The sequence below is a fragment of the Streptomyces sp. NPDC003456 genome (genome assembly GCF_042878735.1).
Taxonomy (GTDB): domain Bacteria; phylum Actinomycetota; class Actinomycetes; order Streptomycetales; family Streptomycetaceae; genus Streptomyces.
Genome location: NZ_JBIAOK010000002.1, coordinates 534,321 through 559,324, shown reverse-complemented (window position 1 = coordinate 559,324; position 25,004 = coordinate 534,321). Strand labels below are relative to the sequence as shown.

The following is a 25,004-nucleotide window of genomic DNA, read 5'->3' as shown; positions in this document are numbered from 1 at the left end:
GCCACTGCTCCCCCGGCGACGGCCGGCTCTGTCGGCGCCGGGCGGCTTTTCACCGTCCCGTATGACGGGGCGTGGCGAATGTCCCCCGCTGCGCGACGGGCGGCCGTGCCCGATGCCCCGGCGGGCGAAGGGGCTCGCCCCGCGCCGTGCCCGGCCCGCCGCGGCAGCCGTCTGCGGGGCGCACCGGCGGACCGTACGCTGAGGCGCGATCTTGTGCGCGACGAAGAAGCAGGGACGAAGAAGCAGAAGCGGAGAGCCAGAGGCGAAGAAGCGGAAGCGAAGAAGCGGAAGCGGGAAGAACCACGGGAGGAGCGCGGATGACCGCCCCGGCGGATGTCGCGGCCCGGCTCACCGGCCGGGCTGTCAGCACGCTGCGGCCGCTCTCGGGCGATCTCACCGAGGCGACCCTCGACGACGGGCGCGTGGTGGTCGTGAAGCGTGCGCGGCGACCCGGCGCGGCCCGGGCCGAGGAGGCGGGACTGCGCTGGCTCGCCCGCGCGGGCGGCGTGCGCGTGCCGGTGGTGCACGGGCACGAGGAAGGGTGGCTGGTCCTCGACCGGGTCGCGCCGGGGCAGCCGAGCCGGGCGGCGGCCCTGCGCTTCGGACGCGAGCTGGCCGCCCTGCACGCCGCCGGGGCGCCGGCGTTCGGCGCGCCGCCCCCGGGCGGTCCCGCGGAGGCGTTCATCGGGCTCGCCCCGATGCGCAACGAGCCCGCCGCCGACTGGCCGCGCTGGTACGCCGAGCAGCGTGTGCTGCCCTACCTGCGCCGGGCCGTCGACGCGGGCACGCTGCGGAGCGGGGAGGCGGCCGTCGTGGAGCGGGTGTGCGAGCGGCTGCCCGCGCTGGCGGGCCCCGCCGAGCCGCCCGCGCGGCTGCACGGCGACCTGTGGAACGGCAACGTGCTGTGGGGGGCCGACGGGCGCGTCCGGCTGATCGACCCGGCCGCGCACGGCGGGCACCGTGAGACCGATCTGGCGATGCTGCGCCTGTTCGGCTGCCCGCATCTGGAAGCGGTCCTGGCCGGCTACGGGGAGGCGGCGCCGCTCGCCGCCGGCTGGGCCGGACGCGTCGGCGTGCACCAGTTGTTCCCGCTGCTGGTGCACGCCGTGCTGTTCGGCCGGGGCTACGCGGAGCAGGCCCTGTCCGCCGCCCGTGCGGCCCTGTCGGGCTGAGCGGTCACCGCGTCACGACGTGCCGCTCGTCGGGCACGCAGTGGGTCATCGTGAGCCCCTCGACGTCACGCGGCCTGTTCTTGCCGAGGTTGGACAGGCGCTCGCGGTCCTCGTCGGTGAGGTCCTGGCTCGCCAGCGGCTCCAGGTTCGCCACGTCCTCCGGGCCGATGCCCAGGCCCTCGCCGACGCGCAGGCCGAGGTCGTTCTCGACCAGCAGGAAGTGCCAGACCATGCGCTCCTGCACCGCGCGGTCGCACTGGGACAGCAGGTCGACGAAGTTCTTCACCAGGTCGTCGCGCTCCCAGTCCTCCATGAGCAGGTAGCGCTGGCCGGCCTGCATGTAGTCGTTGGTGCGCGGGATGCGCTTGCGCGTCAGCCGGCCGACGATCTCGGGGCCCTGCTCGTCGTGGGTCGGGTACTGCGCCTCGCGCAGGCCGCCGGTGATCGACGGCTCGTAGTTGACGTGCGGGTTCTCGCCGCCGCCGTCCTGGCGGTACGCCATCTGCCCGTCGCGCTGGTTGGTGCGCACCTCGGCGTTCTTGGCCTGGTTGACAGGCAGCTGCAGGTAGTTCGGGCCGACCCGGTAGCGCTGGGTGTCGCTGTACGAGAAGGTCCGGCCGACGAGCATCTTGTCGTCGGAGAAGTCCAGCCCGTCGACCAGGACGCCGGTGCCGAAGGAGATCTGCTCGTTCTCGGCGAAGAAGTCCTTCGGCATGCGGTCGAGCACCATGCGGCCCACCGGCTTCGGCGGGAACTCCTGCTCGGGCCAGGTCTTGGTGTCGTCCAGCGGGTCGAAGTCGAGCTCGGGGTGGTCGTGGTCGTCCATCATCTGGACGAGCAGTTCCCACTCGGGGTACTCACCGCGTTCGACCGCCTCGTAGAGGTCCTTGGTGGCGTGGCCGAGGGAGTCGGCCTGGACGTTGGCCGCGTCCTCCTCGGTCATGCTGCGCACGCCCTGCTTGGGCATCCAGTGGTACTTGACGAGCTTGGTCTCGCCCTCCGCGTTGACCCACTTGTAGGTGTTGACGCCGAAGCCCTGCATGTGCCGGTAGTCGGCCGGGATGCCGCGCGGGCTGAACAGGTTGACCAGCATGTGCATGGACTCGGGCGTCTGCGACATGAAGTCGAAGATGCGCCTCGGCTGCTGCTCGAAGGTCACCGGGTCGGGCTTGAGGGAGTGGATGACGTCCGGGAACTTGATGGCGTCGCGGATGAAGAAGACGCCGAGGTTGTTGCCGACCAGGTCCCAGTTGCCGTCCTCGGTGTAGAACTTCACTGCGAAGCCGCGCGGGTCGCGGGCGGCCTCGGAGGAGTCGCGTCCGCCGATGACGGTGGAGAAGCGGACGGCGAGGTCGGTGCGCTTGCCCGGCTCCTGGAAGAGCTTGGCGCGGGTGTAGCGGGAGACGGGCTCGTCGCCCCACTTGCCGTACGCCTCGAAGTACCCGTAGGCGGTGACGCCGCGCGCGTGGACGACCCGCTCGGGGATGCGCTCGCGGTCGAAGTGGCTGATCTTCTCGAGGAACTGGTAGTTCTCCAGCGTGGCCGGGCCGCGGGCGCCGACGGTGCGCTGGTTCTGGTTGTCGTAGACCGGATGGCCCTGCCGGTTGGTCAGAACCTTGCGGTCGTCGCCCGGTGCGGGGCCGGTCCCGGATACGTCCGTCATGTGCGTGGGCTCCTTCGGCTGGTGACCGGGGGCGGCCGGGTCGCGCCCGGGGGCGGCCGCCCGCACCGGTCATGGCGGGACGGGCCGGGTACCCGCACCCCACAGGTCACTCACGTCCTCTTTTCGGGTGAATCGAGCAGGCCGCGGGTGTCCGTCGGCGGGGCGGGCGGGTGAGCCGGGTGTTCGGACTCTGAGCCGTACAACCGTCGGCGGGTGAGCGGTGTCTTCCTCACCGCACGACCCATCCGTCCAGAATCGTTCCAACGGGGGAACACATGAGCGCGGACCGTACTCGTCTCCGCCGGGGCACTGCCGCCGGCCTCACCGTCCTGATGGCCGCCGCCCTCGGCGCGGCCGGAGCCGGCGCCTCCACCGCCGGGACCACCGCCCCGCAGGCACAGGCTCAGGCGCAGCAGAAGCAGATCGCCTCGTCGGTCATCGGGTCCGACTACAAGATCACACTCACCGCGCTGCGTTCGGCGCAGGACGAGTACGCCGCTTCCGTGCGGCTGCAGGTGTACCGGCAGTCCGGGGGCGCCTGGAAGGAGTCCGACCGCGTGACGGTGGGCGAGGTCGACGGCTGGTTCTGGTACCCGCTCACGGGCAGGGGCGCGGTGTGCGCGTTCTCGACCGCGGGCACCGAGCCCGCGCCGCTGACGGTGAGCCTGCTGCTCACTCCGTCCCTCGGCTGCTCCGAGCCCGCGCACTACGTGGTGAGGGACGGCCGGGTGTACGCGGAGTAGGCCCCCCGCCCATGGAGAGGCCCGGACCCCCTGGCGGGTCCGGGCCTCGACTCGTGCGCCGCGGCTCAGCCTTCGGCCAGTCGGCTGCGCAGCAGCTGCTTGCCCAGTTCGGCACCCTTGCGGCTGTCCGCCTGCGCCTTGCGGAACAGATCCGCGACCTCGGTGTCCTTGGCGCGCTCCGCGTCCTGGATGTAGCTCTCCAGCCGCAGCGCGTTGCTCAGGCACGCCTCGACGTACCAGATCAGGTTGTAGTCCTTGTCCTGCGTACCGGTCGCACCGCCGGTCTCCGACTCGCTGGTCATGCGGACCTCCTTCTCCTGGAGCGGACTCTTCGGGGCCGGACGGGTACCCGGCGGCCGGGGGTGCACACAGCCCGCGGCCATGGCTTCGCGCGGTGTTCCGGCCATCTCCGCCCTCCGGTCGGCCGCGGCCGCGGGCAGACCGGTACGGAACACCAAATCACGTATGCAGCGCGGCAGTTCCGACGTTGGCCGCAGAAGCGCCCACCTGTCGATCACTTTCGGAACGAACTGGGACTCCACCGTGCGAGAGCGGTCGATGACGGTGTGTACTGTGCTGCGGACGGTTCGCCCGAGCACCGCCGACTCCGCCCTGCCCGACTTCCCCTGGACTCGACTTCATGATCGACATACCGGACCTGGCCGTGGGCGGTCTCGCCCTCGGCACGCTGTCCGCGTTCGCCCTGGGCGGCGGGCTGCTGCGCTCTCGGCGGCAACTGACCGCCCTGCGCGCGAAGACGGCCGCACTGCGCGCCCAACTGGACGGCACCTCACGGACGTTCACCGCCGAGGTGGAGCACCTCGCGGAGCGGCGGGTGCCGGCGGCCGCCCGGCGCACGGCGCATCCGCACGTCGTCGTCCCCGGCCCGCTGAACGCACAACTGGCCGGCTCGCCCCTCGAAGGAGCCGCGCAGCAGGTCCTGGAGGCGCTGCACGCCGAGCTGGCGGCGCAGCGCACCAGGATCGACGCCGCCGCACAGGCCGGCATGCGCGGGGCCACCCGGGAGATCCAGGCGGCGCTGTACCGGCTGCAGGACGCCCTGCGCTCGCTCCAGCAGCGCTACGACGATCCCGAGCTGGCGCAGACCCTGTTCGAGCTGGACCACGAGAACGAGCAGTCCCTGCGGCGCGCCCAGGTCGCCGCGGTGGTGTGCGGGGCGTGGGTGGGGCTGGCCCGCGAGGAATCGCACCTCGTGGACGCCGTGACCGGCGGCCAGGCCCGCCTGGCGGGGTTCGAGCGCGTCCGGGTGCACAACCACCTGGCGGCCGGTACCGCCCTGGTGTCCCACGCCGTGGAACCGGTCGCCATCATCGTCGCCGAGCTCCTCGACAACGCGTTGCGGCACTCCGCGCCCGACACCGACGTGGTGGTCAACCTGGAGGCCGTCCACCACGGCGTCTGCGTCACCGTGGACGACTCCGGGCTGGGCATGACCCAGGACGAGCGGGCCCGCGCCCAGCGGCTGGTCGCCGGTTCCGACCCGATCCTGCTCACCGACCTCGGCGACCCGCCCCGGATGGGGCTCGCGGCCGTCGGACAGCTCACCCGGCAGTTCGACCTGGACGTCGACCTGACCTCGCCGTCGCCGTACGGCGGGGTGCGCGCGGTGCTGCGGGTCGGCAGCCACCTGCTGACGCGGATCGACCCCGAGGAGCGGCCCCCGGCGGCCAGTGCCCCGCGACCGACCCGCAAGGCGGCGCCCGCGACCGCGCGCAGCGGCTCCGGCGCGCTGGCCGCCGAGGCGGGCGGCGCCGGGCCGGATCCGGCGGCCGCGGACCACGGGCCGGCGGCCACCGGCCCCGGACCCGCGGCCCCCGGCCCCACCGCCGCGCTCCCCGGCCGGCCCGCGTCCCGCGGCCACGGACCCGCGGCGTCCTCGCCCACCGACCACGCGTACGACACGGCGCAGGGAGACGACGCCGCCGCTCCCGGTCACCACGGCCCGTCGGACAGCGGCGGCCTGCCCCGGCGCCGCCGCCGCAACCGGGCGACGGCCCCGGCCCCGGCGTCCGCCCCGGACACGCCCGCGCGGCGCGGCCCCGAGGAGTCCGCGGCGGCCCTGGCCGCCCTCCAGTCCGGAACGGCCGCGGCACGTTCCGCCACCGGATCGAACGCCGGCACCGCCGGAGCCGTACCTGGGGTGGCCGGCGCCGCACCCGCGTCCGGCGCCGCGGCGGCCACGGCCGCACCGGCGCCCGAGGACACCGAGGGCGACACCGACGGCAACGATCACATTCACCACCACGAAGGGGGAACCGCGCGATGACCAGCCGCGCAACGGGGGACACGGCATGGGTGCTCGAACCCGTCCTCGAGGTGCCGCACGTCGTGGCGGCCGTCCTGCTCACGCGGGACGGGCTGGTGACGGGCTGGACCGACGCCCTGTCGCAGCCGTCGGCGGAGCGGGTGGCGGCCATCACCAGCACCGTGCAGGGCGCCTGCCGCACCGCGGCGGCGGCCTTCGCGGACGCCGACCGGGCCGACATCCGGCAGGTCGTCATCGAGTCCGACCACGGGTACGTGCTGATCGTGCCCACGGACCACGGCACCTGCGTGGCGGCGTACGGCGACCCGGAGGTGCGCCTGGACCTGCTCGCCCACCGGGTGCACTCGCAGGTGGCCCGGCTGGGCCGGAAGGCGATGGCCGCCGGGCCCAGAGGCGCCGACGGCGGCACACCGGCATGACCGGCCGCCGAGGCGGCCGTCCCCTGGTTCCCGCGTACCTGTCCACCGGCGGGGTCGCACGGCCCAGCCATGGCCATCTGGAGCGGCTGTCGGTCCTCACCGGGCGCGGCCTGCCGGTCCCCGCCGGTCTGCCCGCCGCGCAGGCGGCCCTCCTCGAGGAACTGGAGGGCGGGTCCCTCACGGTGCTGGAGGCCGCGGCGCTGCTGCGGCTGCCGGTCTCCGCCGTGCTGGTGCTGGCCGCCGGTCTGCTCGACCGCGACCTGGTGCACGCCCGCCCGCCGATCCCGCCCGCCCGGCGCTTCGACCCCGACCTGCTGAAGAGAGTGGCCGATGGCCTCCGCGACCTCAAACACCCTTGACGCCCGCAGCGGCGACGTGGACATCCACCTGCCGGACACGGCCCGGGACCTGGTCAAGATCCTCGTCACCGGCCCCTTCGGGGTGGGCAAGACCACCTTGATCGGCTCGGTGTCGGAGATCCGGCCGCTGCACACCGAGGAGCAGCTCACCGAGGCGTCCGTACGGGTTGACGACCTCGCCGGCGTGCGGGACAAGTCGACCACCACGGTCGCCATCGACTTCGGCCGGATCAGCCTGCCCGGCGGTGTCGTGCTCTACCTGTTCGGCACCCCGGGCCAGGAGCGGTTCCGGGCGCTGTGGGACGACATCGCCTACGGGGCGCTGGGCGCGCTCGTGCTGGTCGACGCGCGGCGGATCGACGCCTCGTTCGACGTGCTCGGGCTGGTGGAGGAGTCCGGACTGCCGTACGCCGTCGCCCTGAACACCTTCCCGGACGCGCCCCGCCACCACACGCCCGAACAGCTGCGCGCCGCGCTCGACCTGGAACCCACGACCCCCATGGTGACCTGCGACGCGAGGGAGGCGGACTCCTCGATCGACGCCCTGCTCGCCCTGGTGCAGCACCTGATCGACCACCACCCCCCGGAGCCCCGGTGACCCACCCCTCCCCCGCCGAGCAGGCCTTCTCCCTCGCGGCCCCCGTCCGCCTGTGGGAGGACGGCTTCGCCCGCGACCCCGCGTCCTACTACGCCGCCCTGCGCGCGCAGGGCCCGGTCGGCTGGGCGGAACTCGCGCCCGGCGTCCCGGCCTACGTCGTCACCGGCCGGCGCGCCGCCCTGGAACTCCTGCACGACACGGAGACGTTCTCGCACGATCCGCGTCCCTGGGAGGCGACCGTCCCCGACGACTCCCCCGTCCTCGGCATGATGCGCTGGCGGCCCAACACCCTGTTCGCCGACGGCGCGGCACACGTCCGGTACCGCACCGCGCTGCTCGACGCCTTCGACCTGGTGGAGCCGCACGATCTGCGGGAGCGCGTGCACCGGGCGGTGCACCTGCTGGTGAGCCGGTTCGGCCCGCGCGGACGGGCCGACCTGGTGGGCGACTTCACCCGGCCGCTGATGGCGCTGGTCTTCAACAGCCTGTTCGGGCTGCCGGACAGTGCGAGCGACCGGCTCGACACCGCCCTGGGCAAGATGATGGAGGGCGGAGCCCAGGCGGCGGAAGGGGAGGCCGAGTTCGGCGGCTACGTGCTGGAGCTGATCGCCGCCCGGACCCGGCAGCGCGGCGACGACCTGCCGAGCAGGCTGCTGGACCACCCGGCGGGCCTGACCCCCGAGGAGGTCACCTGGCAGGTGTTCCTCACCCTCGGCGCGGGCCACGAGCCGACGGCGAACCTGGTGTCGAACGCCCTGTCCCGCATCCTCGGCAACCCCGCCTACTACTCGACCCTGACCAGCGGCGCCCGGCCGGTGACCGACGCGGTGCTGGAGGTGCTGCACCACGAGACCCCGCTCGCCAACTACGGCATCCACTACGCCCGTACACCCGTCACGTTCCACGGCGCGTGGATCCGGGCGGCGGTGCCGGTGGTGATCTCGTACGGGGCGCTCGCGGAGGAGGCCGAGCGGCGGCGCGGCGACGGGGAGCGCCACCCGTCGGACGCCTCGCACCTGTCCTGGTCGGCGGGCCCGCACGCCTGTCCGGTCAAGCGGCACACGCTGCTCATCGCGACCGAGGCGATCGAGCGGCTGACCCAGTGGCTGCCCGACCTCGAACCCGTGCTGCCGCGCGAGCACCTGACCTGGCGGCCCGGCCCCTTCCACCGCTCCCTGACGGCACTGCCCGTCCGCTTCACGCCCCGCCGCCCCGACCAGCCAGGAGGCCGCCCGTGACCGTCACCGACCGCATCGCCCTCGACCCGTCCGGCGCCGACATCCCCGCCGAGAGCGCCCGGCTGCGCGCCCTCGGACCGGTCGTGCCGGTGGAGCTGCCCGGCGGCATCCCCGCCTGGGCGCCCACGCGCTACGACACGCTCAAGGAACTCGTCCTCGACCCGCGGGTCAGCAAGGACCCGCGGCAGCACTGGCGGCTGTGGCCGGAACTCGGCGAACACCCCTCCTGGGGCTGGATCCTGGGCTGGGTGGGCGTGGTGAACATGCTCTCCACGTACGGCCCGGACCACGCCCGGCTGCGCAAGCTGGTGGCGCCGAGCTTCACGCACCGGCGCACCGAGGCCATGCGGCCCCGCGTGGAGGCCATCACGGCGGAGCTGCTGGACGCGCTCGCCGCCGCCGGCGGCGGGCCCGTGGACCTGAAGGAGCGGTTCGCCCATCCGCTGCCGATGCGAATGATCTGCGAACTGTTCGGTGTTCCCGAGGAGTTGCGCGAGGACACCGGCCGGCTGATCGCGGCCATCATGGACACCAGCGACCCCAGCCCGGAGCACGCGGCCTCCGTGCAGCGCCAGATCGGCACGGTGCTGCCCGCGTTGATCACGCACAAGGCGGCGCATCCGGGCGACGACATGACGACCGAGCTGATCCGGGTCCGCGACGAGGACGGCGACCGGCTGAGCGACGAGGAACTGCTGTACACGCTCCTGCTGGTGATCGGCGCCGGCTACGAGACCACGGTCAACCTCATCGGCAACGCGGCGGTCGCCCTGCTGCGCGATCCGCGGCAGCCGGCCGCCGTGCGGGACGGGCGGATCGGCTGGGACGCCGTCGTCGAGGAGACGCTGCGCGCCCACCCCTCGATCGCCACGCTGCCGCTGCGGTTCGCCGTGAGCGACCTGCGGGTCGGCGGGGTCACGATCCCCGCCGGCGACGCCATCGTCACCACGTACGCCGCGGCAGGGCTCGACCCCGAGCACTACGGGCCGGACGCCCATGTCTTCGACGCCACGCGGGCCGCCGACGACCATCTGTCGTTCGGGATCGGGGTGCACCGCTGCATCGGCGCCCCGCTGGCCCGGATGGAGGCGCTGACCGCGCTGCCCGCGCTGTTCGACCGCTTCCCCGGCCTGCGGCTCGCGGCGGACGACGGGGAGCTGCGGCAGGTGCCGTCCTTCATCGCCTTCGGCTGGCAGGAGATCCCTGTGCTGCTGGGGGACCGCTGACACCGGCCGCCGCCGGGGACCGCTGACCCCGGCCGAGGCGCACGCGGCTCGCGGGAGCGCGACCGGTCCCCCGTTCCGGTCGTGCCCCCGCGGTGCCCCGAACCTACGTGGATGACGACGGCCTTGTGAATCGTGCCGGTGCCCATCACGCGCTCCGCCGGACTCACCTGTGCACAGCCGCGTCCGGTTGGCCCGGGTTCGTCCGTACCGCCCCGGCCGCCCCCCGCCTCGCCGGGGGGCCGCTCAGGCGGGTGGCCCGATGACGGGCAGGTCGAGGTCGCCCACGGCGAGATGGGCGAGGACCACCTCGTACAGGTCGGTGCCGGCCGCGAGCAGCTGGCGCTCCAGGACCGGTTCGGCGCTGCGGACGTGCTCGCGCACGGTCTGCGCGTGCATGCCGAGTGCCTGGGCGGCGCGCTCGGCGTTGCCGCCCGCGGCGATCCAGGTGCGCAGGGTGCGGCGCGGGTTGCGGGCGTCGGCGTCCAGGCGGCCGAGGAGGTCCCGCGCCCAGGTGCGCAGGGCGGGACCGGCCAGCAGGTCGGCGAGCAGCGGGGCGCGGTCCGGGGTGCCGTCGGCCGGGCGGCCGTCGGGCAGGCCGATCTGCGTGTTGACCGCGAGGTGGACGACGGCCCGGGCGGCGAGGTCGGTGAAGTCCGCGCCGAGCAGGGTCTCGACCCGTTCCATGCGGGCGCGGACGGTGTTGCGGCTGACGCCGAGGACCTTGGCGGCGTTGACGGCGGTGAACTCCAGGCCCAGCCGACTGGTGGCCAGGAGCTCGGCGCGGGTGTGGTGGGGCAGGGTGTCCAGCGGGCGCAGCGCCCGCGCCGTCCAGCCGCGCAGCAGTCCGGGGTCCATCAGGCGCTCGGGGTGGGTGCGTTCGGCGTACACGGCGGTGTTGTCCGGGCGGAAGTGCGCCACGGCCAGGGCGCTGACGGCCTGCCCGTAGGCGGTGGCGGTCCGGGCGAGGCTCTGGCGGACGCTGCCGCCGAGGAAGAGGTCGCGGTGCCCGGCGACCAGGGACCGCAGGGCGCCGGCGACGGCGTCCCGGGGGCTGACGACGATGACGTGTCCGGCCATGGCGGGGCAGCGCACGACGAGGGCGTTCTCCCGGGTGCGCTCCAGGCACTCGTGGGCGATCCGGTCGCGCAGGGAGGGCGCGGACTCGACGACGTAGACGCAGGCCGTGTCGGCGTCGAGCAGTCCCGGCCACAGGCCGGCGGCGACCCGGCGGGCGGCGACGGTGTCCTCCACCATGAGCAGTTGCAGGATCGCCAGGCGCAGGTCGGAGGTGGCCCGCCGCAGCCGCTGTCCGGCCGCGGCCGACTCGTGCGCGGTCAGCAGCAGGCCGATCACCTGGGCGGTGTGCGTGACGGCGTCGGCGGCCCGGCGGTCGAACGGCGCCGCGCGGGAGACGGCCAGGACGCAGGACCGGGTGGCGTGCTCCACTCTGACCAGCCGCAGATGACGCTCCCGGCTCTGCCAGGCGGCGGAGGCGATCCGGCCGGTGGTGAGGTCCGCGACGAGGCCGTCGTCGAGCGGCAGCCGCTCGCCGGCGATCAGGTTCCCGGTGCCGTCCTGCAGCGCGACGGCGGCGTCCACGGTGCCGGAGAGCCAGGTGACGACCCTGCGCACATCGCGTCCCGCCGGACGCAGGTGCTCCAGGAGCTCCGCCGCCCACGCCCCGTCCGCGCCGGTCGTCCGCTGCGGTTTCCCGTCCTCACGGCCGGTCACCTCGGCCCTCCCCTCGTCGCTCGTGCCGCCGTCCGGCACACCGGCCGGGGACGTTACCCGACGGATGCCGGACCGCCCCGCCCGCCACCGGCGCGCCCGGCCTCCGCGAGTCCGGCGGCGGCCCCTGCCGCACCGGCCGGGGCACGCGGCATAAGCTCGGCGGATGGCGAAGTACTACGACGTGCACCCCGACAACCCCCAGCCGCGCACCATCGGCCAGATCGCCGACAGCATCCGCGCGGACGCCCTTGTCGCCTACCCCACGGACTCCTGTTACGCACTGGGCTGCCGTCCGGGCAGCCGCGACGGCGTCGAGCGGATCCGCTCGATCCGCAAGCTGGACGACCGCCACCACTTCACGCTGGTGTGCCAGGACTTCGCGCAGCTCGGGCAGTTCGTGCGGATCGACAACGACGTGTTCCGCGCGATCAAGGCGTCCACGCCGGGCAGTTACACCTTCATCCTGCCCGCCACGCGGGAGGTGCCGCGGATGCTGCAGCACCCCAAGAAGAAGACGGTGGGCGTGCGCATCCCCGACCACGTCGTCACCCAGGCGCTGCTCGCGGAGCTCGGCGAGCCGCTGCTGTCGAGCACCCTGCTGCTGCCCGGCGAGGAGGAGCCGCTGACGCAGGGCTGGGAGATCAAGGACCTGCTCGACCACGTGCTCGACGGGGTCGTGGACTCCGGCGAATGCGGCACGGAGCCGACCACGGTCGTCGACTTCTCCGGCGGGGAGGCGGAGATCGTGCGGTACGGGGCGGGTGACCCCTCGCGCTTCGAGTGACGCGCCGGCGGTTCGGGTGAAGCGCCGACCAAAAGCGGTTCACGGTTCAACCTGGCGGCGGGGGCGGGTTCCGTCCCCGCCACCCCGCAGAAAGGCAGCCGCCATGACCGCCGCAGGCGCCTCCCTGCCGCCGGGGCACGTTCTGACTCCGGTCGGCCCCGCGGCGCGAGGAGGCGCGACCCACCCATCTCCCGCGGCCCGCGGGGTTGTTACGGTGCACCGGTGTCCGACTCCTCACGCGATACCGCCGAGGGCGCCGGCTGGGGCAGCGCCGAACGGGGCGCGTACCAGCAGCTGATGCCGCCGAAGACGGAGAAGATCTCCTGGCTGGACCCGAGGATGCTGTGGGCCGCCCGCAACGGCGTCCTGGCCTCCTGGTTCGGCGATCCCACCGGCCGGACCCGCGGCCGCTGGGTGGCGCAGCGGGCCGCCGCCGGTGCCCCGGCCGACAAGGTGATCCGGCGTGACGACCCGGACCGCTTCTCGTTCCTGGTCGTCGGCGACACCGGGGAGGGCGACGACCCCCAGTACGCGGTCGTGCCCGGGCTGCTGAAGGCCGGTCAGGACACCCGCTTCGCCGTCCTGGCCAGTGACGTGATCTACCCGGTGGGCAGCGCGGACGACTACGGCCCGAAGTTCTTCCGCCCCTACCGGGACTACCCGGCGCCGGTCTACGCGATACCCGGCAACCACGACTGGTACGAGGACCTCGACGGCTTCATGCGGGTCTTCTGCGACGACGCCCCCGCCCTGCCGCCCGAGCCCCGGCCGCGCCCGCTGACCCGCGCCTGGCTGCGCTCCCTGCTCTGGCACCGGCCGCGTCCCGGCACCGGCCGGCAGCTGGACGAGGCGCGTAAGCTGCGTTCCGACCCGGCCCAGCAGGCCGTCCAGCCAGGCCCGTACTGGGCGATCGACGCCGGGCCGGTGCGGATCGTCGGCATCGACACCGGTCTGCTCGGCACCCTGGACGCCGAGCAGGGTGCCTGGCTGCGCGAGGTCTCCCGCGGTGACCGCCCGAAGATCCTGGTCACCGGTTCGCCGCTGTACGTCGACGGCCGGCGCGAGCCGTGCCCCGTCGAGGGGGGCGGCACCGTCGACGACATCGTCCGCGACCCGGCACACCACTACGTCGCGGCGATCGGCGGCGACATCCACAACTACCAGCGCTACCCGGTCCGCCTGGACGACGGCCGCACCCTGCAGTACGTCGTCGCGGGCGGCGGCGGCGCGTTCACGCACGCCACCCACACCGTTCCCCGCGTGGACGTCGCCGGCGTCACCGAGCGGGACTTCCGCTGCTACCCGCTGCGCGGCGACTCCCTGGCCTTCTACAGCAGGCTCTACGGCCGGCGCCTGCGCCTGCCCCGCTTCTTCACCCTCACCGAGGCCGAGGCGACGGCCGTGATCGCCGAGCGCCTCGGCATCCCGCCCACGCGCGCGCAGGGCGCCCCGGCCGAGGTGACCCGGCGCGTCCGGCTGGTCGCCGGGCTGCTCGGCACCGGCCGCCGCCCCGACCGGGCCCGGCGGTTCCGGCTGCCGGTGCGCAAGATCTACACGTCGTTGTTCTCGCCGGGTTCCGCGACGTACAGCCCGCCGTTCTTCAAGTCCTTCCTGCGCCTGGACGTCTCCGCCGAGTCGGTCCGCCTGCGCTGCTACGCGGCGACCGGCAACCGGGCCCAGGAACTCGACCCGCCGGTCGAGGACGAGGTGACGATCCCGCTGCGCTGAGCCGCGCCGGCCGGGAACACGGCGGCGGGGACCGGGGTTGCCAGTGGCGTGAGCCATCGAGCGAGCGACGACGGAGGGCCCGTGCCAACCACCCCACGACCGCTGCGGAAGCTGGGCTTCCTGACCATCGGGCTGTTCGACGGGGCGGACCCGCGCCGGGGCCACGAGTCCACCCTGGAGATCATCGAGCTGGGCGAGCGGCTCGGCTTCGACAGCGCCTGGGTGCGCCACCGCCACCTGCAGTACGGCATCTCCTCCCCCGTCGCCGTCCTGTCGGCCGCCTCCCAGCGCACCCGCCGGATCGAGCTGGGCACGGCGGTCGTCCCGCTCGGCTGGGAGAACCCGCTGCGGCTGGCGGAGGACCTGGCCACCGTCGACCTGCTGTCCGGCGGCCGGCTCAACCCGGGCGTGAGCGCGGGGCCGCCGACGCACTTCGAGCGGGTCAAGGACGCCCTGTATCCGGACACGGCCGACTTGGAGGACTTTGGTCACGGCCGGGTGGAGCGGCTGCTGGGCTTCGTCCGGGGCGAGCCGGTGACGGACTTCAGCGGGGTGGAGGGCTTCGAGGTCTTCTCCGACCGCGTGCAGCCGCACTCCCCCGGGCTGGGTCGCCGCATGTGGTACGGCGGCGGCAGCCTGCGCTCGGCCCGGTGGGCGGGCGAGCACGGCATGAACCTGCTCACCAGCAGCGTCGTGAAGGCCGAGGAGGAGGGCCCCTGGGACTTCGCGGCCCTCCAGCTCGCCCAGATCCGCGCCTTCCGGGCCGCCCACCCCGACGGCGAGGCGGCCCGGGTCTCGCAGGGGCTGGTGGTCATCCCGACGGACTCCGCCTCCGCCGGCCAACGCGCCCGCTACGCGGAGTACGCGGCCGGGCGTACCCCGCGCACCACGTCCCCGCAGGGCCCGGCCCGCCTGCTGTTCGCGCCGGACCTGGTGGGCCCGTCGGCCGAGATCGCCGAACGCCTCCACGCGCACGCCGCGTTCCGCGAGGTCGACGAGGTCGCCTTCGCGCTCCCGTTCACCTTCGAGCACGAGGACTACGTCCAGATCCTCACCGACATGGCCACCCATCTGGGCCCGGCCCTCGGGTGGCACCCGGGCGGCTGAGCCCGGCCGGCGCCCGGCCCTCACCGGCGGGGCCCGCCGGCTGCGGCGTCCCGGCGCTCACCAGCGGCCTTCGGCCGTCCCCGTGAGCGGTTGCGAGGGCCGGCCGTCGGGGCCGACGGGGACGTCGCCGGTGAGCATCACGCGGTGCATGATCCGCGGATGGTCCAGGTGGGCCGTGTCGCCGGGCGCCAGGTGCATCGTGGCGCGGTTGTCCCAGAACGCCACGCTGCCCGGCTCCCAGCGGAAGCGGACCGTGTACTCGGGCCTGACCGCGTGCTCCAGCAGCAGCTCCAGGATCGCCGCGCTCTCGGGCCGGGACAGCCCGTCGATCTGCTCGACGTAGTAGCCGTTGACGTACAGGATCCGCTCGCCCGTCTCCGGGTGGACCCGCACCAAGGGGTGCAGGGAGGCGACCTGACGCTCCAGCAGGTGACGGACGTAGGCGTCGTCGCCGGGCCGGGGCTGGTAGCCGACGCCGAGCCGGTGCTCGGCCCGCAGCCGGTCGGCGAACTCCCGCAGCGGCGCGGAGAGTCCGGCGTACGCCGCCGCCAGGTTCGCCCAGGTCGTGTCGCCGCCGTAGGGCGGGACGGCCTCAGCCCGCAGGATCGTCGCGGCGGGCGGGTCGACGCGGGCGCCGTGGTCGCAGTGCCAGCCGCGCAGCAGCGTGTGGCGGCGCCGCCGCAGCCACTCGTCGTGCTCCATGCCGTACCGGCCGCCCAGCTCCAGCCGGTCGGCGGTGGTCTCGATCTCGGGGACGTCCGGCGGCGAGGCCTTGCCGCGCCGCGGCAGCACCACCGGCGTGCCGAACCGCCTCGCGAACGCCACGTGCCCGGCGTGGTCCAGCCGCTGCCCGCGGAAGAACACCACCTTCCAGCGCAGCACCGCCGCCCTGATCGCGGCGACCACCGCGTCGTCGAGGTCGTCCGCCAGGTCCACTCCGCCGATCTCGGCCCCGATGTGCCCGGCGACCGGCCTCACCTCGATCCCGGCCTCCGCCGCCGTCTCGTCCGTCGTCCGGCTGTCCGTCGTCATGAGAGCTCCGCTGGTCGTGGGCGTGGTCCTTCCTCGCCGAAGATCGTGACAGCGATCCGGGCGCAGGGCGACCCTGCCTCACGACCACCCCCGTGCCCGGGCACTGCGGCCCTCACCACGGCGGCGTGAGCGACTGCTCGCACCAGATGGTCTTGCCCCGGCTGGTCTGCCGGCTGCCCCAGCGCCGGGTGAGCTGGGCGACGAGCAGCAGCCCGCGTCCGCCCTCGTCGTCCTGGTGCGCCCGCCGCAGGTGCGGGGAGGTGGAACTGCCGTCGGAGACCTCGCAGATGAGGGTCCGGTCGCGGATGAGCCGGAGCTGCACCGGCGGGGCGCCGTAGCGGATGGCGTTGGTGACCAGCTCGCTGACGACGAGTTCGGTGACGAAGGCCGACTCGTCCAGGCCCCAGGCGGAGAGCCGGTCGGTGGCGGCCTGGCGGACGACGGCCACCTGCGCGGGGTCGGAGGCGATGTCCCAGGTGGCGACCTGGTCGGCGCCCAGCGCCCGGGTGCGGGCCAGCAGCAGGGCCACGTCGTCGGAGGGCTCCTCGGGCAGGACGGCCTTCAGCACCGAGTCGCACAGGGCGTCCAGCGAGTCGGCGGGCACGGTCAGGGTGCGGCACAGCTCGCCGGTGGCGTGGCCGACGTCGCGGTCGCGGCCCTCGACGAGACCGTCGGTGTAGAGGGCGACCAGGGACCCCTCCGGCAAGTGGAGTTCCGTCGCCTCGAACGGCAGTCCACCGACGCCCAGCGGGGGTCCGGCGTTCACGGGGATCAGCCGGACGGACCCGTCGGGCAGCACCAGCGCGGGGGCGGGATGCCCGGCGGCGGCCACGTCCAGGCGGCGGGCGACAGGGTCGTAGACGGCGTACACACAGGTGGCCCCCACTTCGGAGACCTGCTCCGCGAGGTCGTCCGAGGCCAGGTGCGTGACCAGGTCGTCCAGGTGGGTCAGCAGCTCGTCCGGGGGCAGGTCCACGTCGGCCAGGGTGCGGACCGCCGTGACCAGCCGGCCCATGGTCGCCGAGGAGGGGATGCCGTGCCCGACGACGTCCCCGACGACCAGTGCCACGCGGCTGCCGGACAGCGGGATGACGTCGAACCAGTCGCCGCCGATCCCGGCCGCCGCACCGGAGGGCAGATAGCGGTGGGCGACCTCGACGGCGGCCTGGCCGGGCATGCCGCGCGGCAGCAGGCTGTGCTGGAGGGCGAGGGCGGTGCCGCGCTCCCGGGCGAAGCGGCGGGCGTTGTCCACGCAGACCGCCGCCCGGCCGGCGAGTTCCTCGGCGAGCACGGCGTCGTCGTCGCCGTAGGCGTCCGGCTGTGCCACGCGGACCGCCACGGCGACGCCGAGGGTGGCGCCGCGGGCCCGCAGCGGTACGGCCATCATCGAGTGGGCGCCCTTGCGGTACGGCCGTCCCCGCGGCGAGCGGCTGTCGCGCTCGGCGACCCAGCGCATGAAGGCCGGTTCCCCCGCCTGGCCGACGACGGCCCGGCTCTCGCGCAGGGCCCGGGCGATGGGCGAGAACGGGGGGTGGAGGTCCACGTCGCCCAGGTGCACGGCGGCTTCCGGGGTGCCCTCGCCGGCCGATCCGTGGGCGACCCGGCGCAGGGCGACGTCCTCGGCCGGGGCGGCCGGCGCCTCCTCCGCGCCGAGGACCCAGTCGAACAGGTCGACGCTCGCGAAGTCGGCGAACCGGGGCACGACGACGCCGACGAGTTCCTCGGCCGTGCGGACCACGTCCAGGGTGGTGCCGATGGCCGCCGCGGCCTCGTTCAGCAGGGCGAGCCGCTGCCGGGCCCGGTAGTGCTCGGTGCTGTCGAACGCGGCGAGGGCGGTGCCCACCAGGCTCCCGTCGGCGTCCCGGACCGGCCACATCTCGGTGACCCAGGCATGCTGCCGGTTCCGGGCGGGAGCGCCGGTGCGGCTCTCGTGGCGCAGGGGCCAGCCGGTCTCCGCGACGCGGCGCAGGTGCCGGTCGAAGCCGCGGCTGTGTTCGGCCTCCTCCACGGTCTCCGGGAAGTGCCGGCCGAGCAGGGCCTCCTCGGGTGCGCCCATCACCCGGCAGGCGGTGTCGTTGAGGCGCAGGTAGCGCTGGCCGGTGTCGAAGACCGACATCGCCACCGACGCCTGCTGGAAGGCGCGGCCCGCGAGGGAGGTCTCGGCGCGGCCGGGCGGGGCTGCGGTGACGACGTACCCGTCCGGCCGTCCGTCCCCGCCGGCCACGGCGCACGCCCGGACCCGGACCCCGAGGAGGTGGCCGTCGCGGTGGCGCACGAGGACGGTGCCGGAACGGGTGGACACCGTCTCGAGGGGGACGTCCTCGGCGAGCAGGTCCCGCACGGGCCGGCCCACGACCTCGGCGGCGGGATGCCCGGTCAGCTGCCGGGCGCCGTCGCTCCACCCCGTCACGATGCCCCGGGCGTCGATGATCGCAGCAGCGGAGGACTCCTCCATTGGTCCAGGATTGACCCTTGGCCGCCCCGCATCAACCGCGGGACGGCGCGTGGGCGGCCGGGGGACGGTGTCAGGCCCGGTGGGCGCGGAGCGCGGCGAGGGCCCGGTCGGCGTGGGCGTTCATGCGCAGTTCGCTGCGGACGACGTCGAGGACGGTGCGGTCCTGCGCGATGACGAAGGTGGTGCGCCTGGTGGGGGCGAGGGAGAAGCCGCGCTTCACGCCGAAGCGCTCGCGGACGGTGCCGTCGGTGTCGGACAGCAGGGGCATGCCGAGACCGTGCCGTCCGGTGAACTCGCGCTGCCGTTCGACGCTGTCGGCGCTGATGCCGACGGGCCGTGCGCCGACGGCGGCGAACTCGGCCGCGAGGTCGCGGAAGTGGCAGGCCTGGGCGGTGCAGCCGGGCGTCAGGGCGGCCGGGTAGAAGAACAGCACGACGGGGCCTTCGGCGAGCAGTCCGGACAGGCTGCGGACGGTGCCGGTCTCGTCGGGCAGCGAGAAGTCCTCGACCAGGTCCCCCACGTCCACGCGGGCGCTCACGGCCGGCCCCCGGCGTTCCGGGCGACGCCGCGGGCCCACAGCACCAGGGGCACCTGGAGCGGCAGGCGCCCGAAGGCGGCGGCCTTCTGGCGGGCGGGGCGGTGGCGCCAGTCGGCGGCCATCTTGACGTTGGCCGGGAAGACACCGACGAAGAACGCCGCGGTGGCCAGCGCCGCCGTCCTGCGGGTGCGGGGCAGCGCCAGACCGGCCGCGAGCGCGAGTTCGGCGGCGCCGCTGGCGTAGGTCCAGGTCCGCGGCGAGCCGGGCAGGGCGGCGGGGATCGTCGCGTCGAACGGGCGGGGGGCGGCGAAGTGGGCGATGCCCGCGGTGGCCAGCAGGCCGGCGAGCAGCAGGGGCGAGCGTTCGGACCGGGACACGGTTCCTCCTCTGATGACCTGCCGCGCGATATTACTCGACGGTAGGCGCGGCGCGACGCCCGGTCTCCGTCCTGCGGCGACGGGCTCCGCGAACCCCGGCACGGCGCCGCTCCCCCACACCGTCGCGTGACTCACACGGGTCCGGGCGGCGCCGTTCAGGGGAAAGGCACGGGCAACGCGCGTGAGCGCACCCCGGCCCGTCGACATCTCACCCGTGAGTCTGCCGCTGATCCCGCCCATGCTCGCCACCTCCGGCTCCCTGCCGCCCGCCGCACAGGACGCGCGCTGGGCCTACGAGACCAAGCAGGACGGCCAGCGGGTGGTGGTCTACCTCCCCGGGGACGGCAGCGTGGTGCTGCGGGCCCGCTCCGGCGACGAGATCACGGCCGCCTATCCCGAACTGCGCCCGCTCGGCACCGCCCTCGGCACCACCCCCGCCGTCCTGGACGGCGAGATCCTGGCCCTGGACGCCGAGGGCCGGGCCAGCTTCCAGCTGCTGCAGACCCGCATGGGCCTGGCCCACGCACCCGTCCGGGCGGCGCGGCGGGCGGCGGAGGTCCCGGCCCACCTCGTGCTGTTCGACGTGATGCACCTGGCCGGCGCGTCCCTGCTGCGGCTGCCCTACACGCGCCGGCGCTCGGCGCTGGAGGACCTCACCCTCGCCGGGCCCTCCTGGTCGACCCCGGCCGCGCTCGTCGGCCACGGCGCGGAGGCGCTGCGCGCCACCCGGGAGCACGCCCTGGAGGGCCTGGTCTGCAAGCGGCTGGACTCGGTGTACGAGCCGGGCGTGCGCTCACGGGCATGGATCAAGATCCGCAACATGCGCACCGAGGACGTCCTGGTCGGCGGCTGGCAGCCCGGCAAGGGCCGGCTCACCGGCCTGCCGGGCGCGGTGCTGGTGGGGCAGCGCGCGGGCGGACGCCTGCGGTACGTCGGCAGCGTGGGCACGGGCTGGAGCGAGGCCGAGCGCAGGGAGCTGGCCGGGCTGCTGGCGGCCGCCGCCACCGGCACCTGCCCCTTCGACCCGGCTCCCCGGGCGCCGGGCGCGCACTGGGTCGTGCCCCGGCTGGTCGGCGAGGTCCGCTACAGCACCCGGACCCGGGAGGGACTGCTGCGCCAGCCGTCGTGGTTGCGGCTGCGGCCGGACCTCGCGCCCGAGGAGTCGGCCGCCGACCTCCCGGACGACCCGGCCTGAAACGGCGTCCGGACGCCGGCTGTTGATCTGCCCTTCACCCCTGGGATCCTCCGCCCCTCTTGGCATGGACGCGTTCAACCAGGAAGCTGAACCCCCGTTCCCCCCACAGCCGTTGGGCTGCGCCCGGATCCCGAGGAGGACGCAGTGTCGTCACGCCCGTACACCCGCCGCAGGAGATGGCTCACCGGGGCGGCCGGTGCCGCCGCCCTCGTGCTCGCCGCTTCCGGCACCGCCTTCGCCGCCCCGCCGCCGGCCCTGCCGGCCGACGCCGAGCCGCTGGAGCGGACGTACCAGCCGGCGTACGACTACGACACCGACGGCTGCTACTCCTCGGCCGCCATCGGCGCCGACGGCAGCGTGAACAGCGGGCTGAAGCCGACCGGGGCGCTCAACGGCAACTGCCGTGACGCGTCCGACCTGGACAACACCAACGGCTACGCGCGCTCCAAGTGCAACAACGGCTGGTGCGCCGTCCTCTACGCCCTCTACTTCGAGAAGGACCAGGCCCTGCCCGGCATCGGTCTGGGCGGCCACCGGCACGACTTCGAGCACGTCGCGGTGTTCGTGCAGGACGACCAGGTCAAGTACGTCTCGACGTCCGCCCACGGCGACTTCGACGTGCACGCGGCGTCACAGGTGCGCTTCGACGGCACCCACCCCAAGATCGTCTACCACAAGGACGGGATCAGCACCCACTGCTTCCGCCTCGCCGGCCCCGGCGACGAACCGCCCGAGAACCACCGCGGCACCTGGCAGTACCCGCCTCTGGTCGGCTGGAACGGCTACCCGGCCGGAGTGCGCGAGAAGCTGTCCTCGTACGACTTCGGCAGCGCCCACTTCGGCCTGAAGGACGGCAGTTTCGAGAGCCACCTGGCCGAGGCCAAGCCGTCGGGCATCCCCTTCGACCCCTACGCGTGACCCGGCCGGTCCGGCCGCGGGCCCGCGCCTGCGGCCGGACCGTGCCCACCGGCGGAGCGCGGACCGCCGGCGCACCCGAACTGACGTGCGCCGCGCGGCAGTCGAGGGAGGTGTGCGACCACAGCTCCACCGCGAGGGTCTATCGTGTGGCGCATGTCCGTCCCCGAACTGATCCGCATCGTCTCCCGTGACTCCCCCATGGCACTGGCCCAGGTCGAGCGCGTCCGGCGGGAACTGGCCGCCGCCCACCCGTCGGTGCGCACCGAGGTCGTCCCGGTGAAGACCACCGGGGACAAGTGGCTGGGCGACCTGTCCCAGGTGGAGGGCAAGGGTGCCTTCACCAAGGAGGTCGACGCGGCGCTGCTGGCCGGCGAGGCCGACCTCGCGGTGCACTGCGTGAAGGACGTGCCCGCCGACCGCCCGCTCCCGGCGGGCACGGTGTTCGCCGCGTTCCTCAAGCGCGACGACATCCGCGACGCGCTGATCCACCCGGGCGGCCTCACCCTGGACGAGCTGCCCGCGGGCACGCGCGTCGGCACCTCCTCGGTGCGCCGCGTCGCCCAACTGGCGGCTTCGCACCCGCACCTGGAGTGCGTCCCGTTCCGCGGCAACGCCAACCGGCGCCTGGCGAAGCTGGCGGCCGGGGAGGCCGACGCCCTGCTGCTCGCGGCCGCGGGTCTGGAGCGCATCGGCCGCACGGACGTGATCACCGAGGTCCTCTCGACCGAGACGATGATGCCCCCCATCGGCGCGGGCGTCCTGGCCCTGCAGTGCCGCGAGGACGACACCCGCCTGATCGACGCGGTGAGCGGCCTCGGCGACCCGGACACCTACCGGGAGACGACCGCCGAGCGGATGTTCCTGCACGTGCTGCAGGGGCACTGCAACAGCCCCATCGCCGGGTTCGCGCGGGTCGACCGCGGCGGCGAACTCTCCCTGCGTGCCTGCGTGTTCACCCCGGACGGCAAGACGCGGCTGAACGCCCACGAGTGGGCGGGCCGGCTGGACCCGGCCACGCTCGGCACCTCGGTCGCCGTGGCGCTGCTGCGCCAGGGGGCCCGCGAGATCATCGACGGCATCCCGCACTGACCGCAGGGGCGCCCTGACGCCGGATCAGGCGGTGCCCTCCTCCGCCTGGTCCCGCAGGAAGACGCTCACCTGGTGGGCCAGGCTGTCGCGCACCTGGCCCTGCGGGGCCCCGCAGGGCCCCTCGTGCACGCCGATGCCGCCCGACCACAGGCGGCGGCTCGTCCACTCCTCCTCGACGCGCAACTGCACCTGCACGTCGACCAGGCTCAGGGACTCCTCGGCCCCGGCCGCGTACAGCACGGCCGTCACCCGGCGCAGGGGGTAGACGTCGAAGCCCTCGATGAACTGGGAGTTGCGCCAGTCGATGAAGGCACTCTCGCCGTCCGGGCCGATGCGCACGTCGATCTGGCCGTCCTCCAGGTGGATGCCGAGGTGCCGGTCGCCGCGGTTCTCGACCGTCACGCGCAGCCGGAAGTAGGTGAGCCCGTCGGCGGCGTCGTCCCTGCCGCGGGGCGGTTCGGCCGGTTCCAGACGGTGGACGCGGACGCGCAGACCGGCATGCTCCTCGTACTCCTGCCAGTCCCCGACCACGTTCGGCTCGTACACGCTGCACCCTCTCGACCTCTGGAAGCTGCTTCCTATCTGTGGCCCGAGCGCACTGTCAAATGAGCAGAATGCGCTGTGGCCAGGCAGTTCGCCCCCTCTGATCGATGATCAAGCCGTGCCCAGCGGTTATCCGCGAGTGGCGCGAGAAAGCGCTTGCTCAGGCGTGCCGCACATCACTTCCACGAGTGAAGATCAACGGGTCGGGCGCCCCGGTGGGACCCGGGCCCCAGCGGTCCCGCCGCGGCGGGGGTCGGCAGCGCCATGAAATCGGCCAGAGGCGGGCAGGGCGGCGGGCCGCACACCGCGGGTCGCGCGGTCGGGGGCGCACCGCGGGGCTCCCGCGGTGCGGCAAAGACGTCACCGCGGCGGGGCCGAGACGCCCCGAATGCCGTATTGTCGGAATTGTTTCGTTGTCACTGCCCGACCGAGGGCGGTGAAGTGCTTCGGACAGGAGGCACGTCCGTGGGAGCCGGCCTGCCGGGCCCCGGGTGCTCCGTGAGGTCCGAGTCCGTGCTTCCCCGGTGTCCGTCCCTTCCGGACCTGCTCAGGGAGGTGCGCACCATGCGTATCGCCGGCAGCACCCGAACGCACCCGCACGACGACGCCCCCGACACCGCCGAGGCGTTCCGGCGGCTGGCGCGACTGCCCGAGGGACCCGAGCGCAAGGCCCTGCGCGACGAGCTGGTCGAGGCCTGGCTGCCGATGGCCGAGCGGATCGCCGTCCGCTTCCGCGGCCGCGGCGAGGCCCTGGAGGACCTCTACCAGGTCGCCGCCCTGGGCCTGGTCAAGGCCGTCGACCACTACGACCCGGCCCGCGGCAACGCCTTCGAGGCCTACGCGGTGCCCACGGTCACCGGCGAGATCAAGCGGCACTTCCGCGACCACATGTGGACGCTGCACGTGCCCCGGCGGGTCCAGGACCTGCGCAACCGAGTGCGCAACGCCGTCAAGGAGCTGTCCCAGACGACCCCGGGCCGCTCCCCCGGCCTGGCCGAGATCGCGGAGTACGCCCAGCTGACCGAGGGCGAGGTCCGGACCGGGATGGAGGCCCTGGAGTGCTTCTCCGCCCTGTCGCTGGAGGCGGAGATGCCCGGCACCGACGGCTACGCCCTCGGGGACGCGATCGGCGGCCCCGACCCCGCCTTCGACATCGTGGTCGACCGCGTGGCCGTCCGCCCCTGCCTGGAGGCCCTGCCCGAGCGCGAGCGGGTCATCCTGTACCTGCGGTTCTTCAAGGGCATGACGCAGAGCCGCATCGCCGAGCAGCTCGGCATCTCCCAGATGCACGTCTCACGGCTGCTCAGCAGCTGCTTCGCCCACCTGCGCGAGGAGCTGCTCGTCGAGGCGAGGTGAGGTGAGGTGAGCGGGGCCGCGGGACCACGCCGCCGGCGCGGATCACCGCTCCGGCGGCGTGCCGGGCAGCTGGACCGGTCCCGCGCCGTCCAGGGCGTCCTCCAGAGCGGCCCGGATCCTCTCCGGCATCAGACCGGTGCGCCCCCAGACGAGGATCATCTCCGCGACGTTGCGCAACTTGGTGTTGGTGTGCTGGGAGACCTGCTTCAGCACGGCCCACCCCTGGTCGGGCGAGACCCTGCCGAGCGCCACGACCATCCCGATCGCCTGGTCCACGACGGCGTGGGAGACGACCGCCTCCTTCAGCTGCTGGACCTCCTCCTGCAACTGGAGGATCCGCTCCGAGCCCCCGTCCGTGGGCATGGTCACCTCCGGGTCCGGTGCGCCGCTGTCCGGATGGCCGGACAGGGTGCTTGAGTGCGTTGACACAGTGTCCGACCCGTCCA

At 74.3% G+C, this 25,004-nt stretch carries 24 protein-coding genes; 15 read left to right on the top strand and 9 right to left on the bottom strand.

Translation table 11 applies throughout. The features are described from left to right. Positions 1-317 precede the first annotated feature (317 nt). The gene (locus ACFYWG_RS08185) at positions 318-1,172 is read left to right on the top strand and encodes a fructosamine kinase family protein (RefSeq protein ID WP_389200018.1); all 855 of its coding nucleotides are present in this window, start codon (positions 318-320) and stop codon (positions 1,170-1,172) included. Positions 1,173-1,176: 4 nt separating this feature from the next. Here ACFYWG_RS08185 and ACFYWG_RS08180 read toward each other — a convergent pair whose 3' ends face one another. Next, complete coding sequence (locus tag ACFYWG_RS08180; protein ID WP_376333472.1) at positions 1,177-2,835, bottom strand: catalase; 1,659 nt, start codon at positions 2,833-2,835, stop codon at positions 1,177-1,179. Positions 2,836-3,110: 275 nt separating this feature from the next. Here ACFYWG_RS08180 and ACFYWG_RS08175 point away from each other — a divergent pair, with 275 nt between their 5' ends. Continuing rightward, positions 3,111-3,578, top strand: a complete 468-nt coding sequence (locus tag ACFYWG_RS08175) for a hypothetical protein (RefSeq protein WP_389200016.1) — start codon at positions 3,111-3,113, stop codon at positions 3,576-3,578. Positions 3,579-3,643: 65 nt separating this feature from the next. On the opposite strand, the gene ACFYWG_RS08170 is transcribed toward ACFYWG_RS08175, so the two are convergent. Beyond that, positions 3,644-3,880: a hypothetical protein gene (locus tag ACFYWG_RS08170; protein ID WP_333930269.1), complete on the bottom strand. Its 237-nt coding sequence runs from the start codon at positions 3,878-3,880 to the stop codon at positions 3,644-3,646. A gap of 338 nt (positions 3,881-4,218) precedes the next feature. Here ACFYWG_RS08170 and ACFYWG_RS08165 point away from each other — a divergent pair, with 338 nt between their 5' ends. Genes ACFYWG_RS08165 through ACFYWG_RS08140 form a run of 6 tightly spaced genes read left to right on the top strand, consistent with a single transcriptional unit; the run spans position 4,219 to position 9,705 of the window. Further along, entirely contained in the window at positions 4,219-5,865 is a 1,647-nt protein-coding gene (locus tag ACFYWG_RS08165; protein WP_389200014.1) for an ATP-binding protein, read from the top strand. After that, positions 5,862-6,284: a roadblock/LC7 domain-containing protein gene (locus tag ACFYWG_RS08160; protein WP_376334747.1), complete on the top strand. Its 423-nt coding sequence runs from the start codon at positions 5,862-5,864 to the stop codon at positions 6,282-6,284. The genes ACFYWG_RS08165 and ACFYWG_RS08160 overlap by 4 nt, the downstream gene beginning before the upstream one ends. Further along, entirely contained in the window at positions 6,281-6,643 is a 363-nt protein-coding gene (locus tag ACFYWG_RS08155) for a DUF742 domain-containing protein (protein ID WP_376334749.1), read from the top strand. The genes ACFYWG_RS08160 and ACFYWG_RS08155 overlap by 4 nt, the downstream gene beginning before the upstream one ends. Next, positions 6,615-7,241 carry an ATP/GTP-binding protein gene (locus ACFYWG_RS08150; RefSeq protein ID WP_376334751.1) on the top strand — a complete coding sequence of 209 codons (627 nt, stop codon included), beginning with the start codon at positions 6,615-6,617 and terminating at the stop codon, positions 7,239-7,241. The genes ACFYWG_RS08155 and ACFYWG_RS08150 overlap by 29 nt, the downstream gene beginning before the upstream one ends. Continuing rightward, positions 7,238-8,479, top strand: coding sequence for a cytochrome P450 (locus ACFYWG_RS08145; protein ID WP_385420149.1), 1,242 nt, complete (start codon positions 7,238-7,240; stop codon positions 8,477-8,479). The genes ACFYWG_RS08150 and ACFYWG_RS08145 overlap by 4 nt, the downstream gene beginning before the upstream one ends. Continuing rightward, the gene (locus ACFYWG_RS08140) at positions 8,476-9,705 is read left to right on the top strand and encodes a cytochrome P450 (RefSeq protein WP_383509771.1); all 1,230 of its coding nucleotides are present in this window, start codon (positions 8,476-8,478) and stop codon (positions 9,703-9,705) included. Before ACFYWG_RS08145 ends, ACFYWG_RS08140 begins: the two co-directional genes overlap by 4 nt. Before the next feature lie 243 nt (positions 9,706-9,948). On the opposite strand, the gene ACFYWG_RS08135 is transcribed toward ACFYWG_RS08140, so the two are convergent. Then, positions 9,949-11,436: a helix-turn-helix domain-containing protein gene (locus ACFYWG_RS08135; RefSeq protein ID WP_383509774.1), complete on the bottom strand. Its 1,488-nt coding sequence runs from the start codon at positions 11,434-11,436 to the stop codon at positions 9,949-9,951. A 163-nt stretch (positions 11,437-11,599) separates the two neighbouring features. Here ACFYWG_RS08135 and ACFYWG_RS08130 point away from each other — a divergent pair, with 163 nt between their 5' ends. The 3 genes from ACFYWG_RS08130 (at position 11,600) to ACFYWG_RS08120 (ending at position 15,055) form a co-directional block, all read left to right on the top strand. After that, the gene (locus ACFYWG_RS08130; RefSeq protein WP_376334759.1) at positions 11,600-12,220 is read left to right on the top strand and encodes an L-threonylcarbamoyladenylate synthase; all 621 of its coding nucleotides are present in this window, start codon (positions 11,600-11,602) and stop codon (positions 12,218-12,220) included. Between the two features lie 222 nt (positions 12,221-12,442). After that, positions 12,443-13,948 (top strand): metallophosphoesterase family protein, encoded by a 1,506-nt coding sequence (locus ACFYWG_RS08125; RefSeq protein WP_389200009.1) that lies wholly within the window; start codon positions 12,443-12,445, stop codon positions 13,946-13,948. Positions 13,949-14,029: 81 nt separating this feature from the next. Then, positions 14,030-15,055, top strand: a complete 1,026-nt coding sequence (locus tag ACFYWG_RS08120) for an LLM class flavin-dependent oxidoreductase (RefSeq protein WP_389200007.1) — start codon at positions 14,030-14,032, stop codon at positions 15,053-15,055. Between the two features lie 57 nt (positions 15,056-15,112). Here ACFYWG_RS08120 and ACFYWG_RS08115 read toward each other — a convergent pair whose 3' ends face one another. From ACFYWG_RS08115 to ACFYWG_RS08100, 4 genes are all read right to left on the bottom strand, one after another. Beyond that, on the bottom strand, positions 15,113-16,087 hold the full coding sequence (locus ACFYWG_RS08115; RefSeq protein WP_376334764.1) for a TauD/TfdA dioxygenase family protein: 975 nt from the start codon (positions 16,085-16,087) through the stop codon (positions 15,113-15,115). Between the two features lie 112 nt (positions 16,088-16,199). Next, complete coding sequence (locus ACFYWG_RS08110) at positions 16,200-18,542, bottom strand: SpoIIE family protein phosphatase (protein ID WP_389200005.1); 2,343 nt, start codon at positions 18,540-18,542, stop codon at positions 16,200-16,202. 70 nt (positions 18,543-18,612) lie between these two features. Beyond that, a complete protein-coding gene (locus ACFYWG_RS08105; protein WP_376334767.1) occupies positions 18,613-19,080 on the bottom strand; it encodes a peroxiredoxin in 468 nt (155 codons plus the stop codon). Next, complete coding sequence (locus ACFYWG_RS08100) at positions 19,077-19,457, bottom strand: MauE/DoxX family redox-associated membrane protein (protein WP_383509783.1); 381 nt, start codon at positions 19,455-19,457, stop codon at positions 19,077-19,079. The genes ACFYWG_RS08105 and ACFYWG_RS08100 overlap by 4 nt, the downstream gene beginning before the upstream one ends. A 214-nt stretch (positions 19,458-19,671) precedes the next feature. On the opposite strand from ACFYWG_RS08100, the gene ligD reads away from it, so the two are divergent. The 3 genes from ligD to hemC all read left to right on the top strand — a co-directional run bounded on the left by ligD (position 19,672) and on the right by hemC (position 22,659). Next, positions 19,672-20,652, top strand: a complete 981-nt coding sequence (gene ligD / locus ACFYWG_RS08095; protein ID WP_389200002.1) for a non-homologous end-joining DNA ligase — start codon at positions 19,672-19,674, stop codon at positions 20,650-20,652. Between the two features lie 144 nt (positions 20,653-20,796). Next, the gene (locus tag ACFYWG_RS08090) at positions 20,797-21,570 is read left to right on the top strand and encodes an NPP1 family protein (protein ID WP_385420134.1); all 774 of its coding nucleotides are present in this window, start codon (positions 20,797-20,799) and stop codon (positions 21,568-21,570) included. 153 nt (positions 21,571-21,723) lie between these two features. Continuing rightward, positions 21,724-22,659, top strand: a complete 936-nt coding sequence (gene hemC, locus ACFYWG_RS08085) for a hydroxymethylbilane synthase (RefSeq protein ID WP_383509792.1) — start codon at positions 21,724-21,726, stop codon at positions 22,657-22,659. Between the two features lie 24 nt (positions 22,660-22,683). Here the strand turns inward: hemC and ACFYWG_RS08080 are convergent, their stop codons facing one another. After that, a complete protein-coding gene (locus ACFYWG_RS08080; protein ID WP_376334777.1) occupies positions 22,684-23,205 on the bottom strand; it encodes a hypothetical protein in 522 nt (173 codons plus the stop codon). Positions 23,206-23,766: 561 nt separating this feature from the next. On the opposite strand from ACFYWG_RS08080, the gene ACFYWG_RS08075 reads away from it, so the two are divergent. Further along, on the top strand, positions 23,767-24,558 hold the full coding sequence (locus ACFYWG_RS08075; RefSeq protein ID WP_383509795.1) for an RNA polymerase sigma factor SigF: 792 nt from the start codon (positions 23,767-23,769) through the stop codon (positions 24,556-24,558). Positions 24,559-24,600: 42 nt separating this feature from the next. Here the strand turns inward: ACFYWG_RS08075 and ACFYWG_RS08070 are convergent, their stop codons facing one another. Then, the gene (locus ACFYWG_RS08070) at positions 24,601-24,921 is read right to left on the bottom strand and encodes an ANTAR domain-containing protein (RefSeq protein ID WP_376334780.1); all 321 of its coding nucleotides are present in this window, start codon (positions 24,919-24,921) and stop codon (positions 24,601-24,603) included. Positions 24,922-25,004 lie beyond the last annotated feature (83 nt).

What these genes read in the sequence shown, in the direction of transcription:
- ACFYWG_RS08185 (WP_389200018.1), top strand. Translation starts at nt 318, where the DNA reads ATGACCGCCCCGGCGGATGTCGCGGCCCGGCTCACCGGCCGGGCTGTC.
- ACFYWG_RS08180 (WP_376333472.1), bottom strand. Translation starts at nt 2,835, where the DNA reads ATGACGGACGTATCCGGGACCGGCCCCGCACCGGGCGACGACCGCAAG.
- ACFYWG_RS08175 (WP_389200016.1), top strand. Translation starts at nt 3,111, where the DNA reads ATGAGCGCGGACCGTACTCGTCTCCGCCGGGGCACTGCCGCCGGCCTC.
- ACFYWG_RS08170 (WP_333930269.1), bottom strand. Translation starts at nt 3,880, where the DNA reads ATGACCAGCGAGTCGGAGACCGGCGGTGCGACCGGTACGCAGGACAAG.
- ACFYWG_RS08165 (WP_389200014.1), top strand. Translation starts at nt 4,219, where the DNA reads ATGATCGACATACCGGACCTGGCCGTGGGCGGTCTCGCCCTCGGCACG.
- ACFYWG_RS08160 (WP_376334747.1), top strand. Translation starts at nt 5,862, where the DNA reads ATGACCAGCCGCGCAACGGGGGACACGGCATGGGTGCTCGAACCCGTC.
- ACFYWG_RS08155 (WP_376334749.1), top strand. Translation starts at nt 6,281, where the DNA reads ATGACCGGCCGCCGAGGCGGCCGTCCCCTGGTTCCCGCGTACCTGTCC.
- ACFYWG_RS08150 (WP_376334751.1), top strand. Translation starts at nt 6,615, where the DNA reads ATGGCCTCCGCGACCTCAAACACCCTTGACGCCCGCAGCGGCGACGTG.
- ACFYWG_RS08130 (WP_376334759.1), top strand. Translation starts at nt 11,600, where the DNA reads ATGGCGAAGTACTACGACGTGCACCCCGACAACCCCCAGCCGCGCACC.
- ACFYWG_RS08115 (WP_376334764.1), bottom strand. Translation starts at nt 16,087, where the DNA reads ATGACGACGGACAGCCGGACGACGGACGAGACGGCGGCGGAGGCCGGG.
- ACFYWG_RS08110 (WP_389200005.1), bottom strand. Translation starts at nt 18,542, where the DNA reads ATGGAGGAGTCCTCCGCTGCTGCGATCATCGACGCCCGGGGCATCGTG.
- hemC (WP_383509792.1), top strand. Translation starts at nt 21,724, where the DNA reads ATGTCCGTCCCCGAACTGATCCGCATCGTCTCCCGTGACTCCCCCATG.
- ACFYWG_RS08075 (WP_383509795.1), top strand. Translation starts at nt 23,767, where the DNA reads ATGCGTATCGCCGGCAGCACCCGAACGCACCCGCACGACGACGCCCCC.
- ACFYWG_RS08070 (WP_376334780.1), bottom strand. Translation starts at nt 24,921, where the DNA reads ATGCCCACGGACGGGGGCTCGGAGCGGATCCTCCAGTTGCAGGAGGAG.